This is a genomic window from Caballeronia sordidicola (assembly GCF_001544455.2).
In the GTDB taxonomy this organism is placed as follows: domain Bacteria; phylum Pseudomonadota; class Gammaproteobacteria; order Burkholderiales; family Burkholderiaceae; genus Caballeronia; species Caballeronia sordidicola.
The window spans coordinates 641,800-658,457 of record NZ_FCOC02000001.1 but is presented as its reverse complement, the minus strand read 5'-3'; the positions used below and the strand labels follow the sequence as shown (position 1 = coordinate 658,457).

The 16,658-nt window shown below is 58.9% G+C and carries 12 protein-coding genes and 1 pseudogene; 5 read left to right on the top strand and 8 right to left on the bottom strand.

Features of this window, described 5'->3' with window-relative positions; translation table 11 throughout:
- Window positions 1–11 precede the first annotated feature (11 nt).
- Together AWB64_RS02870 and AWB64_RS02860 are read left to right on the top strand one after the other, a co-directional pair.
- Window positions 12–1,208 (top strand): annotated as a pseudogene (locus AWB64_RS02870) (autotransporter family protein); the annotation flags it as partial.
- 237 nt (window positions 1,209–1,445) lie between these two features.
- Window positions 1,446–2,363, top strand: coding sequence for a hypothetical protein (locus AWB64_RS02860; RefSeq protein ID WP_244163911.1), 918 nt, complete (start codon window positions 1,446–1,448; stop codon window positions 2,361–2,363).
- 99 nt (window positions 2,364–2,462) lie between these two features.
- Here the strand turns inward: AWB64_RS02860 and AWB64_RS02855 are convergent, their stop codons facing one another.
- From AWB64_RS02855 to AWB64_RS02840, 4 genes are all read right to left on the bottom strand, one after another.
- The gene (locus AWB64_RS02855) at window positions 2,463–3,581 is read right to left on the bottom strand and encodes an ABC transporter ATP-binding protein (protein WP_060817078.1); all 1,119 of its coding nucleotides are present in this window, start codon (window positions 3,579–3,581) and stop codon (window positions 2,463–2,465) included.
- A gap of 123 nt (window positions 3,582–3,704) precedes the next feature.
- Window positions 3,705–4,562, bottom strand: coding sequence for a carbohydrate ABC transporter permease (locus tag AWB64_RS02850; protein WP_075643223.1), 858 nt, complete (start codon window positions 4,560–4,562; stop codon window positions 3,705–3,707).
- On the bottom strand, window positions 4,552–5,430 hold the full coding sequence (locus tag AWB64_RS02845; protein WP_099050474.1) for a carbohydrate ABC transporter permease: 879 nt from the start codon (window positions 5,428–5,430) through the stop codon (window positions 4,552–4,554). Before AWB64_RS02845 ends, AWB64_RS02850 begins: the two co-directional genes overlap by 11 nt.
- Window positions 5,431–5,649: 219 nt before the next feature.
- Window positions 5,650–6,903 carry an ABC transporter substrate-binding protein gene (locus AWB64_RS02840; protein WP_060817075.1) on the bottom strand — a complete coding sequence of 418 codons (1,254 nt, stop codon included), beginning with the start codon at window positions 6,901–6,903 and terminating at the stop codon, window positions 5,650–5,652.
- Between the two features lie 530 nt (window positions 6,904–7,433).
- Here AWB64_RS02840 and zwf point away from each other — a divergent pair.
- From zwf to AWB64_RS02825, 3 genes are all read left to right on the top strand, one after another.
- A complete protein-coding gene (gene zwf / locus AWB64_RS02835; protein WP_060817074.1) occupies window positions 7,434–8,894 on the top strand; it encodes a glucose-6-phosphate dehydrogenase in 1,461 nt (486 codons plus the stop codon).
- Between the two features lie 168 nt (window positions 8,895–9,062).
- Complete coding sequence (pgl, locus tag AWB64_RS02830; RefSeq protein WP_060817073.1) at window positions 9,063–9,785, top strand: 6-phosphogluconolactonase; 723 nt, start codon at window positions 9,063–9,065, stop codon at window positions 9,783–9,785.
- A complete protein-coding gene (locus AWB64_RS02825) occupies window positions 9,763–11,691 on the top strand; it encodes a bifunctional transcriptional regulator/glucokinase (RefSeq protein ID WP_060817072.1) in 1,929 nt (642 codons plus the stop codon). Before pgl ends, AWB64_RS02825 begins: the two co-directional genes overlap by 23 nt.
- Before the next feature lie 570 nt (window positions 11,692–12,261).
- Here the strand turns inward: AWB64_RS02825 and AWB64_RS02820 are convergent.
- From AWB64_RS02820 to AWB64_RS02805, 4 genes are all read right to left on the bottom strand, one after another.
- Window positions 12,262–13,413 carry a porin gene (locus tag AWB64_RS02820; protein ID WP_060817071.1) on the bottom strand — a complete coding sequence of 384 codons (1,152 nt, stop codon included), beginning with the start codon at window positions 13,411–13,413 and terminating at the stop codon, window positions 12,262–12,264.
- Between the two features lie 544 nt (window positions 13,414–13,957).
- Window positions 13,958–14,737, bottom strand: coding sequence for an ABC transporter ATP-binding protein (locus AWB64_RS02815; RefSeq protein WP_060817070.1), 780 nt, complete (start codon window positions 14,735–14,737; stop codon window positions 13,958–13,960).
- A 20-nt stretch (window positions 14,738–14,757) separates the two neighbouring features.
- Window positions 14,758–15,471 carry an ABC transporter permease gene (locus AWB64_RS02810; RefSeq protein ID WP_060817069.1) on the bottom strand — a complete coding sequence of 238 codons (714 nt, stop codon included), beginning with the start codon at window positions 15,469–15,471 and terminating at the stop codon, window positions 14,758–14,760.
- A gap of 59 nt (window positions 15,472–15,530) precedes the next feature.
- The gene (locus tag AWB64_RS02805) at window positions 15,531–16,220 is read right to left on the bottom strand and encodes an ABC transporter permease (RefSeq protein WP_060817068.1); all 690 of its coding nucleotides are present in this window, start codon (window positions 16,218–16,220) and stop codon (window positions 15,531–15,533) included.
- Between the last annotated feature and the right edge of the window lie 438 nt (window positions 16,221–16,658).

The window sequence follows — 16,658 nt, the reverse complement described above, 5'->3', positions numbered from 1 at the left end:
GGGGCGCCACGCAGCTTGTGGTAACGAACGTCGGCGGCGCCGGGGCGACGACGGTCGATAACGGCATCATGGTGGTACAGGTTCAGGACCCCGCGCATTCGGCCACGGGCGCTTTCTCATTAAGCGGCCGCGCGGTGGCGGGCCCGTATGAGTATCGGCTGTTCCAGGGCGGCGAACAGGCTCAGGATGGCAACTGGTATTTGCGCACTGAACTTGAACCCACGCCTCCGACGCCTCCGACACCTCCTACGCCGCCCGCGCCGCCGCAGCCGCTTTTTCGGCCGGAAGTGGCGGCTTACCTGGCTAACCAGCACGTGGCCGCAGAGATGTTCGTCCACACCCTGGATGACCGCACCGGCGGTACCTCGCAGACAACCGGCAGCGGGCCAGGCTCGGTCTGGCTTCGGATGGAAGGGCGTAACGAAGGCAGTAACAGCGCCGATGGCACCTTCCACGTCAATACGGATTCGTTCTTGATGAACGGCGGCGGCGAGCTGGTGCAGAAAAAGTTGCTCTCAAATGCCGATCTCCTGCATCTTGGACTGATGGCTACCTACGAGACGGCCCGAAGCAACGTGGAGGCCGCAGGCAACTCGGCGCGGGCAAGCGGCAACGTGGCGGGCGACAGCGTCGGAGCCTATGGCACCTGGTATCAAAATGAAGCGAGCCGGCTCGGCGCATACGCCGACACCTGGCTCCAATACGGCTGGTTCAATAACAGCGTGGAAGGCGACGAGTTGCAAACGGTGAATTACAACGCGCACGGATGGGCAGTGTCGGGCGAGTTGGGCTATGCGTTCCCCCTGATCAACGAATGGGTGTTCGTGCCGCAAGGCCAGTTGCTTTATGTGGACTATCACCAGAATTCACTGACCGAACCGAACGGCACACAGGTGGATGGCGCCAGTTCCAGCGGCCCCATCACACGGCTGGGACTGCGTTTGCAACGCACCTTCGAGCGCAGCGCGGGCAAGAAGGTGCAGTTTTATGCAACGGCCAATTGGTGGCACACGAGCACGGACAACACCATCTCGTTCGACCAGGTGCCGGTGGGCAATTTGTATCCCGCCAATCGTTATGAAGCGAAGCTGGGGCTCAACGGCGATCTCGGCAAGAACTGGAGCGCGTGGAGCAATGTAAGCGGCGCATGGGGTGCGCAGAGCTATCACGCCTATGTTGTGCGTCTTGGGCTCAAATATGCGTGGTGACGTGTCAAACCGTGCAATCCATCCGGTGCGGCGAAGTATTGCGTCCGATCTCGGCAGAAGGATCCCGCCTGCAGCGCGCAAACCGCTGACGATCAAGTCCGTCACAACGGCCGGGAAAGGCGCGGTCATGCCGGACATGCGTCAGCCGGAAGGAAGCGCGATGGCTCGCCGCCGGGAATAGTCGATGACAGCGGATTGTGCCTGTTCAACGCAGCGCACGCGCGCGCAACGGTTGCCTTGGCCAAGTTTTTCGAGATGTGTCGTTCCGCTAGAATGCTTTTCAGCTTGCTCCGGTGCGTGACGGCGGCGGCCCGAGGCGCAAGACCATCGATTTATCATTCCAAAGAAAAGATGACCACTATTGCAAGAATCCCCGCCAATGTTTTCGTGGCAACCCCCAGTTATGGGGGCCTGCTTACAAACGGCTACGTTTGCGGATTGCTGGACCTGTACGACACTGCGGATTTGCACGGGTTTGGTCTCAAGATCAATTTCAACTGCTTCGACAGTCTGATCACGCGGGCTCGAAACACAATGGTTGCCGAATTCCTCGCGGACGAGCAGTTCACGCATCTGATGTGGATCGACAGCGATATCGGTTTCAAAGGTTCGGACATTGTCCGCTTGCTTTTAGCCGATCGTCCGGTGGTGGCGGGTGTCTATCCGCTGAAATCTGATAACTGGCCAGAAACGGGCTTGCCGGAAGCGTTGCCAGCCGGCACGACTCATGCCGATTTCCGCGAACGTTTTGCCAGATATCCGGCTACGGGATTTGCGGACGCACTGGAACCCGATCACAGCGGTTTTGTCGATGCACTCCATGCACCCACAGGATTCATGCTGATCAAGCGAGACGTATTTTTGCGGCTCGTCTATGCCTTTCCCGAGCTTCAATACAAGGCCGGCCTGATCGACCGTCCGGATCACAACACCGGAAAGATGGCCAGATTTCACTACACATTCTTCGACACAATGATTGATCCAGAATCAGGCATCTATCTCTCGGAGGATTACGCCTTTTGCCGGCGGATCGCGCAAATCGGCATAACGCCGGCGATCGATGCACACTCGAACCTGACCCATCAAGGAACGGCGATTTTCAAAGGCGACTTCAACAGGTCGCTGGCCCGTCAACGCGCTTCAACGCCCACATAGGGCGTTCCCGGCGTTCCGTCATTCCCGGTTTGGCTCTAAAGAAAACGCCGCTGGTCCTGAAGACCCAGCGGCGTTTCGTTTATCCGGCCAACAATCCGATTAAGCCAACCGCTCTTCCGTCTTTGCATCGAACAACACGGCCTTCGATACATCGAACAACAGCGTCATGTTCGTGAGCGGCTGCGGGTTTGCCGCCGGATGCACGCGGCTCACCACGCGCTTGCCGTTCACTTGCGTGAATACCAGCGTATCCGGTCCGGTCGGCTCGATCACGTCGATCTTCACTTCGACCGGCTGCAGGCGCGCGTCTTCCACGTTGTGCGCGCTGCGCGCATCCGTGATCCGCTCGGGGCGCAAGCCGAGAATCACGTTCTGGCCAATCTTGCCACGCACGGAAGTAGCGTCGAAGGGCAGGTTCAGCACGGAACGCGACACACCCGTGTCCAGCTCGATACCCACGCCCGACCCGGCCTCGACCAGTTTTCCATCGATGAAATTCATCGGCGGCGCGCCAATGAAACCTGCCACGAACAGGTTCGACGGCGAATCATAAATGTCCTGCGGCGCGCCGAACTGCTGCACAACGCCGTCCTTCATCACCGCGATCCGGTCGCCGAGCGTCATGGCTTCAATCTGATCGTGCGTCACGTACACAATCGTGGTGCCAAGGCGCTGATGCAGCAGCTTGATCTCCGAACGCATTTCAATACGCAGCTTCGCGTCCAGGTTCGACAGCGGTTCGTCGAACAGGAACATCACGGGATCGCGGGCGAGCGCACGGCCCATTGCCACGCGCTGACGCTGGCCGCCCGACAACTGGCCGGGCTTGCGGTCGAGCAGATGCTGGATCTGCAGCGTATCGGACACGCGCGTGACGATTGCCTGCTGCTCGTCCTTCGGCACCTTGCGGATATTCAGCCCGAACGAGATGTTCTCGCGCACCGTCATGGACGGATACAGCGCGTAGGACTGGAACACCATCGCAATGTCGCGGTCCTTAGGCGAGAGGTTGTTCACCGTCTTGCCGTCGATCATGATGTCGCCCTTGGTGACCGTTTCCAGTCCGGCGATCATGTTGAGCAACGTGGACTTGCCGCAGCCCGAACCGCCAACGAGGATCAGGAACTGACCATCCTCGATATCGATGTTCACGCCCTTCAGAACGGGAACGCCGTTCGCATAAGTCTTGTATACGTCGCGGATTGAAAGGCTTGCCATGCTATGAATCCTTTAATGTCTCTCGCGCGGAGTGTGATCGTCCGTGCATCTGTTGATCTTTATCGCGGAGCGCTGTTGCGGCTCGAACCGGTTGCACGGCGCCCCGCGGAAATCAGCCTTCGGCTAGCCTTTCACCGCGCCCGCCGTCAGGCCGCGCACGAAGAACCGGCCGGCGACCATATAGACGAGCAGGGTGGGCAGGGCGGCAATGATCGCGGCAGCCATGTCGACGTTGTATTCCTTCACGCCGGTCGATGTATTCACGAGGTTGTTCAGCGCCACGGTAATCGGCATTGAATCCACGCCCGAGAACACGATACCGAACAGGAAGTCATTCCAGATCTGCGTGAATTGCCAGATCAGGCACACCATGAAGATTGGCAGCGATACCGGCAGCAAAATCTTCGTGAAAATGGTGAAGAAACCCGCACCGTCAATACGCGCCGCCTTCACCAGTTCCGCCGGAATGCTCACGTAGAAGTTGCGGAAGAACATGGTCGTGAACGCAATACCGTACACCACGTGGACCAGCACCAGCCCCGTTGTGGTGTTCGCAAGTCCCAGCAGGCCTTGCAGACGCGCCATGGGCAAAAGGATGGCCTGGAAGGGGATGAAGCAGCCAACCAGCAGCAGCGTGAACACGAGGTCCGCGCCACGGAAACGCCAGTGCGTGAGCACGTAGCCGTTGAATGCGCCGACTATCGATGAAATCAGCACCGCCGGGATCACCATGCGCACGGAATTCATGAAGAACGGTTCCATGCCGTCGCAACGCACGCCGGTACACGATTGCGACCACGCCTTGACCCACGGCGCGAACGTGAACGAAGTCGGCGGCGTGAGCAGGTTGCCGGTGCGCAACTGGTCGAGGTCCTTGAAGGACGTCGAGAGCATCACGTAGATCGGGAACAGGAAATACAGGGCAAACAGGATCAGCGCCGCATAGATGACGGCGCGGCTGATCGTCATCTTAGATTCCATTGCGGGTGCTCCTCGATTCCAGATACATGAGCGGCACGAGCACGGCGACGACGGTAGCAAGCATCATCATCGATGATGCTGCGCCGAGTCCAAGCTGGCCACGGTTGAACGAAAACGTGTACATGAACATGGCCGGCAGCGACGACGACGTGCCCGGACCGCCCGCGGTCAATGCAACCACGAGGTCGAACGTCTTGATGGTGATGTGGCAGAGGATCAGCAGCACGGAGAAGAAGACCGGCCGCATGCTCGGAATCACGATCTTGCGATAAATGCGCGGCAAGGATGCACCGTCCATTTGCGCCGCCTTGAAGATCTCGCCATCCACGCCGCGCAAGCCCGCAAGGAACAGCGCCATCACGAAACCGGTGGATTGCCATACGGCCGCGATCACGACGCAGAAGATGGCCTTGTCGGGGTTGCCGAGCCAGTCGAACGAAAAGCTCGTCCAGCCCCAGTCATGGAATACTTTTTCAAGCCCGAGGCCCGGGTTCAGGATCCATTGCCACGCCGTCCCCGTCACGATGAACGACAACGCCATCGGGTACAGGAAAATTGCGCGCAGCGCGCCTTCATTGCGGATCTTCTGGTCAAGAAGGATGGCAAGGAAAAGGCCGAGTCCAACGCAGATTCCAATGAACGGAATGCCGAACCAGCCGAGATTCGCAGCAGACGTCCACCAGACGTCGTTGTTGAACAACTCGGTGTATCGCTGGAAGCCGACGAAATCGTAGCGTGGCATCAGTCGCGAGTTCGTCAGCGACAGATAGCCGGTGATCAGAATAAAGCCGTACACGAACACCAGCGCAATCAGCACGCTGGGCGCGAGTACCAGCTTGGGAATATAAGTATCGGCAAGCGCCGCCATGGGCGACGTGCGGCGGGGCGGGGTGCGCGATGTCTTGCTCGCGATACCGCTAGGGGAGGCAGCCACTTCTCGACTCCTGAAAATTTGCCGGCAAGAGTCTCAGGCCGGAACAGGGATACAGCGGTTTTTACGATAATCAACTTGTGCTTTCGGGCGCGCACCTTCCGGAACGCGCCCGTGCGTCACAGTAAAACGCTTACTTCCGTTTCACTTCGCGCCTTACTTCGTCTTCGCTGCGTTCGCGAGAGCGGCAACTGCGCTCTTCGAATCCTGCGTCGAGTTCATGAACTTCGTGACCACGTCGGTAATGGCGCCTGCCGTTGCATCGCCTTGCGCCATGCCGTGAGCCAGCGAAGGAACATAACCACCCGACTTCAAAGCCGTTTGCTCGTCAGCGTAGGACTTCTTCGCGCAATCGTCGAACTTGGCCATCGGCACGCCCAGGCGAACCGGAATGGAACCCTTGTTCAGGCTGAACTGCTCCTGGAACTCAGGCGTCATGATGGTCTTCGCCAGCGCCAGTTGACCCGGCGTTGCATCCTTCGCGCCCTTCTGCTGGAAGAAGACGAACGAATCGACGTTGAACGTGTAAGCCTTTTCCGTGCCCGGAACCGCTACGCAAACATAGTCCGTACCCGACTTCTTGTTCGCGCCCGCGAATTCGCCCTTGGCCCAGTCGCCCATGAACTGCATGCCGGCCTTGCCGTTGATGACCATGGCGGTGGCGAGGTTCCAGTCACGGCCGGTGCGGCCGTTATCGAAGTACGACTGGACGTGGCGAACCGTGTCGAACACCTTGACCATCTGGTCGGAGCTCAGCGTCTTCTGGTCCAGATCCACAATCGCCTTCTTGTAGAAGTCCGCGCCTTGCGACAGCACGACGTCTTCCCACAAGGTCAGGTCTTGCCACGGCTGGCCGCCTGCAGCCACCGGAACAATGCCGTTCGCCTTCATCTTGTCGGCGAGGGCGAAGAATTCCGGCCACGTGGTCGGCGCCTTGCCGCCTGCCTTGTCCAGCGCGTCCTTGTTGATATACAGCCAGTTCACGCGATGTACCGAGAACGGCGCGCCGACGTAGTGACCGCCTGCGTGCATGATCTTGTCGATTTCCGGCGGCAGGTTCTTCTTCCAGTCGCCCGTGACCGAGTCAATGTTCACCAGCACGCCCTGATCGGCCCATTCCTGGATCAGCGGACCCTTGATCTGCGCGGCGGACGGGGCGTTGCCCGAGATCACCTGCGTCTTCAGTGCGGTCATGGCCGCAGCGCCCGCGCCGCCGGCGACAGCAAAGTCCTTCCAGGTGTAACCCTGTTTGGTCATGTCGTCCTTCAACACGCCAATAGCCTTCGACTCACCGCCAGACGTCCACCAGTGCAGCACGGAAACGGCTTCTGCAGCCTGAACCGCCTGTGCCGTCACGCCGCACAACAGACCTGCAGCGCCGAGCGCGCCCATGAGCTTGCGAAATTTCATTGTTTATCTCCTCCGAACACCTGAACAAAAAACGATTGGCCCCTGATGCCGCCAGGAAGCGATGGCTGGAACTGAACAGACTTGAAGTGGCCGGAGTCGGCAATGGCAGCGGGATAAGACCGGTTGCCCCTGCAATGATCCGTGGGCGCGCCAGTCTGGCCGCAGACCGAACCTCGGCCGTACGGCTCTCAAGAGATGAGTGTGTCGAATCGCAACTGTGTCTCCTCTTTTGATTTTTGCCCGTTCACACTGGCAGGCCAGCGTGGCGTGCGTCGGGGGTTCTGCATCCTGCAGCTTTAACCGTAGCCATGACATTACCCATGGTGAACCTTTCGGCAAAAGCGTCATTGGCGCAGGTCTATTACCATGCAACTAGACATGAATCTCCGGGAAAACACGCATGTTCTGGTTGACTAAGTGTTTTTTTCCGAGATCACGTTACCCCTTGATTTGAATTGTAGTTAAACTACAATTCAGTGTCAAAAAAAATTTTATCGGACTACGGTCCTTCAGAACCCCTGCGGAGACACATGCAAAACGATTCGAATTTCACATTCGTTCTGTTCGGCGGAACAGGCGATCTTTCGATGCGCAAGATCCTGCCGGCGCTTTTCGAAGCGCATCGTGGCGGCATGCTTGCCGAAGGCGGAAAGATCGTCGCGGTGGCCCGCGCGTCGGAAGATCGCGATGCGTATCTGAGCTGGGTCGACGAACACGTGAAGCCGCATGTATCGAAAAACGGGGTGGACGACGCGGTGTGGAAGGGCTTTCTTGATCGCATCGACTATGTGCGGCTGGATCTTGGCAAGCCGGAAGATTTCAAGCTGCTGCGCGATGCAGTGAACCGGCACGGCGGCACGCGGGTGTTTTACCTGGCGACCGGTCCGTCGCTGTTCGTGCCCATTTGCCGTGCGCTCGCCGACGTCGGCTTGAGCGAAAACGCGCGCATCGTGCTCGAAAAGCCGCTTGGGTACGATCTGACGTCGTCGCAGGCCATCAACGACGCGGTGGGCGAAATCTTCGCGGAAGAACAGATCTACCGGATCGATCATTACCTCGGCAAGGAGCCGGTGCAGAACCTGCTCGCGCTGCGCTTCGGCAATGCGCTGTTCGAACCGCTGTGGCGTCGCGAATGGGTGGAAAGCATCCAGATCACCATTGCCGAGGAACTCGGCGTGGAAGCGCGCGGCGATTTCTACGACAATACCGGCGCCTTGCGCGACATGGTGCAGAACCACTTGCTGCAGCTTCTTTCCATCGTAACGATGGAACCGCCGCATTCCATGGACTCCGATTCCGTGCGCGACGAAAAGCTGCGCGTGCTGCGTGCGCTCAAGCCCGTCGATCCGCGCGACATCAGCAAGGTCGCGGTGCGCGGCCAATATCATTCGGGCGTGATCAAGGGCACATCGGTGCCCGCTTACGCGACCGAGCATGGCGTGCGGCCTGATAGTCATACTGAGACGTTTGTCGCGTTGAAGGTCGAGATCGAAAACTGGCGCTGGGCCGGCGTGCCGTTCTTCCTGCGCACTGGCAAGCGGCTCGCGGACCGCACGGCTGAGATTGTCGTGAATTTCAGGCCGGTGCCGCACTCGGCGCTCGGCGCCAACGCGTTGCGCGCCGGCATGAATCGTCTCGTGATCCGCCTTCAGCCGAACGAAACCATTCGCCTGTATTGCCTCGCCAAGCAGCCGGGCGAAGGCATGAATCTCGCGAGCGTGCATCTGGATCTCGCCTTCGACAAGTTTTTCAAGGAAGGGCAGATGGAGGCGTATCAGCGCCTGCTGCTCGATGTGATCAACGGCCGTCTCGCGTTGTTCGTGCGGCGTGACGAACAGGAAGCGGCGTGGCGTTATGTGGAACCGATCCTGGATGAATGGGCGGCATCGACAAAACCGCCGAAGCCTTACGCTTCGGGCACGTGGGGACCGGCTGCCGCGAGCGCGATGCTGGCGCAACACGGGACGTGCTGGCTCGAAGAAGAGAATTAAGCCCGCTCGGCGAGTCGAACGGGTCGGTGGGGACGTGTTCCAGGACGGTTGTGCTGTAAACATGTTGCAATTAAAGCCGAGACAAATCCCGTCGGGCGGCGCTTCCGGGGTTTTGGAAGCGTCCACGTCGGGCGAAATGAAACCAAAACAAGGCAGCATGGAGGAGCAGTGATCCAGCTTCATACTTTTGATGAGCCAGGCGCCCAATCCGACGCATTGGCTGTAGCGGTGGGCGACGCGCTTGCCGCGACGCTCGCGGCTCGCGGAGCCGCGTCGGCGGATGCCGCCGTGTCGGGTAATCCAGCCCAGCACGCAACGCTTGCCGTTTCGGGCGGCACGAGTCCGAAGCCGTTCTTGCAAACGCTTTCCACGCATGCGCTCGACTGGGCGCATATTGATGTAACGCTCGTGGATGACCGCTGGGTGCCTGAAACGGATAGCGCCAGCAATGCGCATCTCGTGCGCGAGGCGCTGCTGCAAAACTCGGCCAGCGGCGCCTATTTCCTGCCGCTCGTGGATACGAATCGGCCGCTGGACGCGCACATTGCCGACCTGAACGCCGATGCGCAACGCCGCGTGCCCGACGTCGCCGTGCTGGGCATGGGTGAAGACGGCCACACTGCGTCCATTTTCGCCGATGCCCCTGAGTGGGATTTCGCGATCACCACGGCAGACCGGTTCATTTCCGTTCATCCGGGCAGCGCGCCGCATGCGCGCGTGTCGCTGTCCATGTCCGCGCTCAAGGGTGTGCAACACCTTTTCCTGTTCATCGGCGGGCAAAAGAAACTCGATGTATTGAACGCCGCGCTCGCCGCACCGCAAAAAAACGCCATCTCCACGTTGGCAAAAGCAGAAGGAGTCAGGCTCGATGTCTACTGGTGTGCAAAGTAAGGCCGTAACGATAGCGGCCGGAAGCCAGCACGCTGACGGACCCCGGCTTTTGGCTGACATCGGCGGCACCAACGCGCGTTTCGCGCTCGAAACGGCGCCGGGCGTGATTGGCGAGATTCGCGTGTATCCGGGCAACGATTACCCGGGCATTGCGGAAGCCATGCAGCAGTACTTGAAGGATACGAAAGTCAGCCGCGTGAATCATGCGGCCGTGGCGATCGCCAATCCGGTGGACGGCGATCATGTCGCGATGACCAATCACGACTGGAGCTTCTCCATTGAAGCCACGCGCCGCGCGCTCGGTTTCGACACGCTGCTGGTCGTGAACGATTTCACTGCGCTGGCCATGGCGCTGCCCGGCCTGACCGATGCCCAGCGTGTGCAGGTGGGCGGCGGATCGCGCCGGCAGAGCAGCGTGATTGGCTTGCTTGGGCCCGGTACGGGCCTGGGCGTCTCAGGCCTGATTCCCGCCGATGACCGCTGGATCGCGCTTGGCAGCGAGGGTGGCCATGCGAGTTTTGCGCCATCGAATGAAACGGAGGACATAGTCCTGCGTTTTGCGCGCCGGAAATTTCCGCATGTATCGTTCGAGCGCGTGGCGGCGGGTCCTGGCTTGCTGCTGATTTACCAGGCGCTGGCTGAACGCGATGGCGTGGCCGTGCCGGACGACCTGGAATCGGCCAGCATCACGCAGCGCGCGCACGACGGCGAGCCGCTTGCGCTGGAAGCCGTCGATTGTTTCTGCGGCATTCTTGGCACCTTCGCCGGGAATATTGCGGTGACGCTGGGCGCGCTGGGCGGCATTTTCATTGGCGGCGGCGTGGTGCTGAAGCTTGGCGAGCTTTTCACGAAGTCGTCGTTCCGTGAGCGTTTCGAGGCGAAGGGGCGCTTCCAGCAATACTTGTCGAGTGTGCCCACGTTCATCATTACCGCTGAATACCCGGCGTTTCTGGGGGTATCGGCGATATTGTCCGAGCAGTTGTCCAATCGTGCGAATGGGGGATCGTCCGCTGTATTCGAGCGCATTCGCCAGATGCGCGATGCGTTGACGCCGGCAGAGCGCCGGGTCGCCGATCTTGCGCTGAATCATCCGCGTTCCATCATCAATGATCCGATCATCGATATTGCGCGTAAAGCCGACGTCAGCCAGCCGACGGTGATTCGCTTTTGCCGCTCGCTTGGCTGCCAGGGATTATCCGATTTCAAGCTGAAGCTGGCGACGGGTTTGACGGGGACGATTCCGGTGAGCCATAGCCAAGTGCATCTTGGCGATACCGCCACGGATTTTGGCGCGAAGGTTCTGGACAATACCGTTTCGGCGATTCTTCAATTGCGTGAGCATTTGAATTTCGATCACGTGGAGCGTGCGATTGATATTCTGAATGGAGCGCGCCGGATCGAGTTTTATGGGCTGGGCAATTCGAACATCGTGGCGCAGGATGCGCACTACAAGTTCTTTCGTTTTGGCATCCCGACGATTGCGTATGGCGATTTATATATGCAGGCGGCGTCGGCGGCGTTGTTGGGCAAGGGCGATGTGATTGTGGCGGTATCGAAGTCGGGGCGTGCGCCGGAGTTGTTGCGTGTGCTTGAAATCGCGATGCAGCAGGGTGCGACGGTGATTGCGATCACGTCTAGCAATACGCCGTTGGCCAAGCGTGCGACGGTTGCGTTGGAGACGGATCACATTGAGATACGTGAGTCGCAGATGTCGATGATCTCGCGCATCTTGCACCTTGTGATGATTGACATTCTGGCGGTAGGCGTAGCGATCCGCCGGGCGGTGCCGAACGTGAGTGCGGATGTCAGTGAAGCGATGACGAAGGTACGGGAAGCGGGCGATGACGACACGGGTGCGGTGTTGGATTGGCTGAGCCACGGCGCGGCGGGCATAGCCCGAGATTAAGAAAAAACGCGGTATCAACAACAAGGAATGCCGCCGATGCGAAAAGCATCGGCGGCATTTTCATTTGCAAACCCGGGAATAGAACTGTCGGAACAAGCAAACGTATGAACTAGCCCGAGAACACGGAAGGCGAAGCGTGTGGATGTAGGGATACGGAGGGGGAGGGTTTCAACTATCCAGGGTTATGGGCTGAGCGTTCTTTTGAAGTCCCATGCAGATGTCACTGCACGCTCGGGCCTGTAGGAATGAGCGGTTGAAAGGCGTTTTCTTTGCTTCGTTTCTTTTTCGCCGTTTGGAAAAAGAAATGAAGTCCCGCCACGGACAGTGGCTAACAGTGCTAAAAAATTCAGCTAAGACGAAACGCGCGAAGACCTGAAACCAGCGCCCAAATCACCGGGTGCCACCCAAATAAAAAACGGTGCGATGCCCTTCCGGACACCGCACCGATACGCGCCTCTCGCAGCAGCGTGAAAACCAACTAAAACTAAAATTAAAGCTATAGCTATAAAAACCTACGCTTTAAAAAACCAAACTCTCTCTGTCGTTATTGCCCGGGCAAACCCGTTCAGCTTAGAACGAGTGCTGGATACCGGCATAAACGCCGGATTGGCTATGACCCGGCAGCGGGTTATCGGTACTGACTGCCGTACCCGGGTTATTCGCATTCAGGCCATAGTTAGCACCCTTGCTGTTCTGTGCCGTCGCCACTTGAATATCCAGCAACGTGCGCTTCGACAGGTTATACGAGCCGCCGATCGTGTAGATCGTCGCGTTGCCTGCGCCGTTGTTGCCGTTCACGTGATACGCCGCTGCAATGATTGCAGCCGCCGGCGTTGCTTGCCACGTGATACCGCCCCATTCGTGATCGAGCGTCGTCGGCTGGCCCGGCAGAACGCCCGTTGCGCCCGAGGTACGGATCGCCTGATAAGCGCCCTGGATCTTGAACTGACCCAGGAACACGTTCACAGCAGCCGTGTATTCACGCGACGCCGCGAACACGCCGCCCGAGACGTTGCCTGCATTGATGTCGCCCGGGTTGCCGCCGTACAGGCCACCATTGTTCGCGTTGCGGATTTCATCGTACAAACCGCGGATCTGGAACAGGGGCGTCGTGTAGGTGATCTGTGCGCCCGCTTCACGGCCTTGCGGCGTTGTGCCATTACCGTTGAAGTTCGTCGCATTCGAAAACGCGTATTGACCGTAGAAGTCAAAGCCCGCGACCTTCGGCGATTGGTACGACACGTTGTTGCTCGATTGCGGCCAGTTGCGGCCACGAACCAGCGAAGCCGACGACCAGTTCGACTGACCGAACGGGTCGAAGTCCCACACGCCGTTGGAGATGAACAGTTCACGACCCAGCAAGAAGGTACCGAACTGGTCGTTGGCGACACCGACCGTCGCCCAACGATTGAAGATGCCGTTGTTGCCCGGGCCTTGACCGGTCATGGTGTTGAAGCTGCCTTCCAACTGGAACACGGCCTTGTTGCCGCCGCCCAAATCTTCAACGCCCTTCATGCCCCAGAGGCTGGTACCCCAGTCGCCGCTTTCCGCACGGAAACGGTGTCCGCTGCTGTTGGCAGCGCCGGCAGCATTCGCGCCAGTCGGCACGCCCGTCATGTATTCCAGACCAGCGTCAAGCCGGCCATAGAGCGTCACGCTACTTTGAGCGTGTGCTGCAACGCCGACCGTCAGCAGCGAAGCCGCGAGCAAAGCTTTCTTCATCATCTCCTCCAACCCTGTCAAAAAATAGAAGCCCAAGTGCGGCGGTAGTGGTTCAGCGCCAGCGCGCCAAACCGGAAACTATTTAGAGGGGTGACACGCGAAGGGGCGGTGTCCGTGATTCAGACGGTTAAAGAGGCCGCCCACGTCACAACCGACCCGTCGGATCGGTGTCTCCTCAGTTCTTTTTGAAGTAAAACTACTTTTAATGAACTTCGTTTCCGTACTTTGATTACTAATTTAGCAAAATACCTTTGTGCCGCCAAGAAAATTGTTGTCTGGCTACTTTCTGTCTCGAAAATGCAATGGTTGGTGTGTTGTGAGTTCGCACAAATTGATGCAGATATCGCCTAAAGGCTTATGCGATAAGGCAGTGCGAGATTTGAGGGCTTAACGCTATGGATTGCATCTATTGACTGGGGGATGCATCTGCGGCTAAAGCGCGAACGCTAAAAAAACGCCACATGTTTAGAGATTCAAACTAAAAAAGCGCCCGTCAGGACGCTTTTGAATTTGATCTATATCAGCAGATGGAAACCTTGTAGTTTTACTTCAGACTTCCCGACAGGAACTGCTTCAGCCGATCGCTGCGCGTATTTCCAAAGACCTCGTCGGGGTGACCTTCCTCTTCAATCAATCCCTGGTGCAGGAATATCACGTGGTTGGACACATTGCGGGCGAATGCCATTTCGTGCGTGACCACGATCATCGTGCGGCCTTCTTCGGCAAGCGTCTGCATGACCTTCAGGACTTCGCCCACGAGTTCGGGATCGAGCGCGGAAGTGGGTTCGTCGAAGAGCATGACGTCGGGGTGCATGGCGAGCGCCCGTGCAATGGCCACGCGCTGCTGTTGGCCGCCCGACAAGTGCGACGGATATTGCTTTTCCAGCCGCGGCGCGAGCCCGACCTTCTCGAGATATTTGCGCGCGCGGTCCTGGGCCTCCTGTTTCGATAACCCCAGCACCTTCACCGGCGCTTCCATCACGTTTTCGAGCACGCTCAGGTGCGACCACAGATTGAAGTGCTGGAACACCATGGAAAGCCGCGTGCGCATGCGCTGCAACTGTTTGGGTTCGGCTACTTTCAGCGCGCCGAACTTGTCCTTGAGCGTACGGATTTCCTCGCCGTCGACAAAAATCCGGCCCTGGTTCGGCTGCTCGAGAAAGTTGATGCAGCGAAGCATCGTGCTTTTACCCGACCCTGACGAGCCGATCACGCTGATTACGTCGCCAGCCTTCGCCTTCAGCGACACACCCTTGAGGACTTCGTGATCGCCATACTGCTTATGAAGGCCATCGACGAAAAGCTTGGTTGCGGGAGAGTTCATGTGTGCCTGATCCATGAGGCTTATTTACCTTGCGGCCGCAAGTAAGCGAGCCAGCGATGTTCCGCGCGGCGGAACAGCCACACGAGCGCAAACGAAATGCATAAATAAAGCAGTCCGGCGATGCCGAACGCCTGGAACGATTGATACGTGGCCGAGTTCACATCGCGGGCAATCTTGAGGATGTCCGGCACGGTCGCCGTGAACGCAACCGTGGTTGCGTGCAGCATCAGTATCACTTCGTTGCTGTAATAGGGAAGCGCCCGCCGCAATGCCGAGGGCAGGATGACGCGCCGGTACAGCGTGAACGACGACATGCCATACGCGCGCGCGGCCTCGATCTCGCCATAAGGCGTGGCGCGAATGGCGCCGGCGAAGATTTCCGTGGTGTATGCGCACGTGTTCAGCGTGAACGCGAGCAGCGTGCAATTCATGCCGTTGCGGAAAAATTCGTTGAGCAGGACGTGATCGCGGACCACTTGCAGGCTGTAGAGGCCCGTGTAGCAGAGCAAAAGCTGAACGTAGAGCGGCGTGCCGCGAAAAATATACGTGTAGACCCAGACGCCGCGCGAGAGCAGCTTGTTCTTCGACACCCGCGCGACCGCGAGCGGAATGGACAGACAGAAGCCGAGCACGATCGATACAACCAGCAGCCACATGGTGATGGCAAGACCGGTGATGCGATAACCGTCGGTGAAAAGATAATTGCGCCAGTATTCCTGGATGATTTCGAGCATGGATTCCGCCGCGTGGGATGTGCCGGGTTTCTTTTAGGAAGCGTGATCGGTGCCGTGGCCTATAGATCGGCCTTGCGCACGCCGGAGGAATAGCGCTTTTCCAGCCACATCAGCACGAGATTCGACAGTGTGGTGATGACGAGATAAACGGCGCCCGCGAGCAGCGTGAAAAAGAAGAACCGCAACGTGCCCTTGCCGGCGTCCTGCGCGGCCTTGACGACATCGGCGAGACCGATGATCGACACCAGCGCCGTCGCCTTCACCATCACCTGCCAGTTATTGCCAATGCCGGGCAGGGCGAAACGCATCATCTGCGGAAACATGATCCGCGAGAAGGTCTGCCACGGCGTCATGCCATAGGCCGCGCCCGCTTCGAGCTGGCCGCGCGGCACGGACAGGAACGCGCCACGGAAAGTTTCGGTGAAATACGCGCCGTAGATGAAGCCGAGCACGATCACGCCGGCCACGAACGGATCGATATCGATCTGATCCCAGCCAAGCAGGTCGGTCAGGTGATTCAGCCAGATCTGGATGCTGTAGAAGAGCAGCAGCATGAGCACGAGATCGGGGACGCCGCGCACGAGCGTGGTGTAGACCGTGCCGACGCCCGACGAGATGCGGTTGCGCGACAACTTCGCCGCCGCCCCGATCAGGCCGATCACGAATGCGAACACGAGCGACAAGACCGCCAGCTTGACGGTTTGCCATGTGCCCGAGAGGATGAGCGGCCCGTAGCCTTGCAGAAACATGGTGATTCCTTGATGACGTGCGCGTCGGCGCTGGCTTTTTGCCTTGTGCCCGCGCCTTTGCCTATTCAGCCGCGCTTTTTGCCCGGATTGCGTTCGGTCGCTTTCTACTAGCTTGTTTGCGGCCCGGCGGATGTCCGGTCCTTCGCGTCTTTGCCTTTGGTTTGCGCTTTCGCTCCGTTCCACCCGTCGCCGGCGTGCCCCGCGTGCCGTAAGCAGCCTCGGGCGGTGCCTATTCTAGATGTCCAAAATTGGTGCGCAGCGTTTGAAAGGCCGTTGAAAAGACAAAAAGCGCTTTCGGGCTGGCCGCGTGAAAGGATGTCCAAGGCAGCTTTCGGGGTTCCGCCGATCCGCCCGGCACCAACCGGTCCCGAAAAGGCCGGTATTCTACCCGAAGCCGTCGCGCGCGCGAGTGCCCGCGCGGCTCGCCGATCCGTCTTG

Bases quoted from the DNA above. Each gene is read 5' to 3' on its own strand.
- AWB64_RS02855 (WP_060817078.1), bottom strand. From the start codon at position 3,581: ATGGCAAGCCTTTCAATCCGCGACGTATACAAGACTTATGCGAACGGC.
- AWB64_RS02850 (WP_075643223.1), bottom strand. From the start codon at position 4,562: ATGGAATCTAAGATGACGATCAGCCGCGCCGTCATCTATGCGGCGCTG.
- AWB64_RS02845 (WP_099050474.1), bottom strand. From the start codon at position 5,430: ATGGCGGCGCTTGCCGATACTTATATTCCCAAGCTGGTACTCGCGCCC.
- AWB64_RS02840 (WP_060817075.1), bottom strand. From the start codon at position 6,903: ATGAAATTTCGCAAGCTCATGGGCGCGCTCGGCGCTGCAGGTCTGTTG.
- zwf (WP_060817074.1), top strand. From the start codon at position 7,434: ATGCAAAACGATTCGAATTTCACATTCGTTCTGTTCGGCGGAACAGGC.
- AWB64_RS02825 (WP_060817072.1), top strand. From the start codon at position 9,763: ATGTCTACTGGTGTGCAAAGTAAGGCCGTAACGATAGCGGCCGGAAGC.
- AWB64_RS02820 (WP_060817071.1), bottom strand. From the start codon at position 13,413: ATGAAGAAAGCTTTGCTCGCGGCTTCGCTGCTGACGGTCGGCGTTGCA.
- AWB64_RS02815 (WP_060817070.1), bottom strand. From the start codon at position 14,737: ATGAACTCTCCCGCAACCAAGCTTTTCGTCGATGGCCTTCATAAGCAG.
- AWB64_RS02810 (WP_060817069.1), bottom strand. From the start codon at position 15,471: ATGCTCGAAATCATCCAGGAATACTGGCGCAATTATCTTTTCACCGAC.
- AWB64_RS02805 (WP_060817068.1), bottom strand. From the start codon at position 16,220: ATGTTTCTGCAAGGCTACGGGCCGCTCATCCTCTCGGGCACATGGCAA.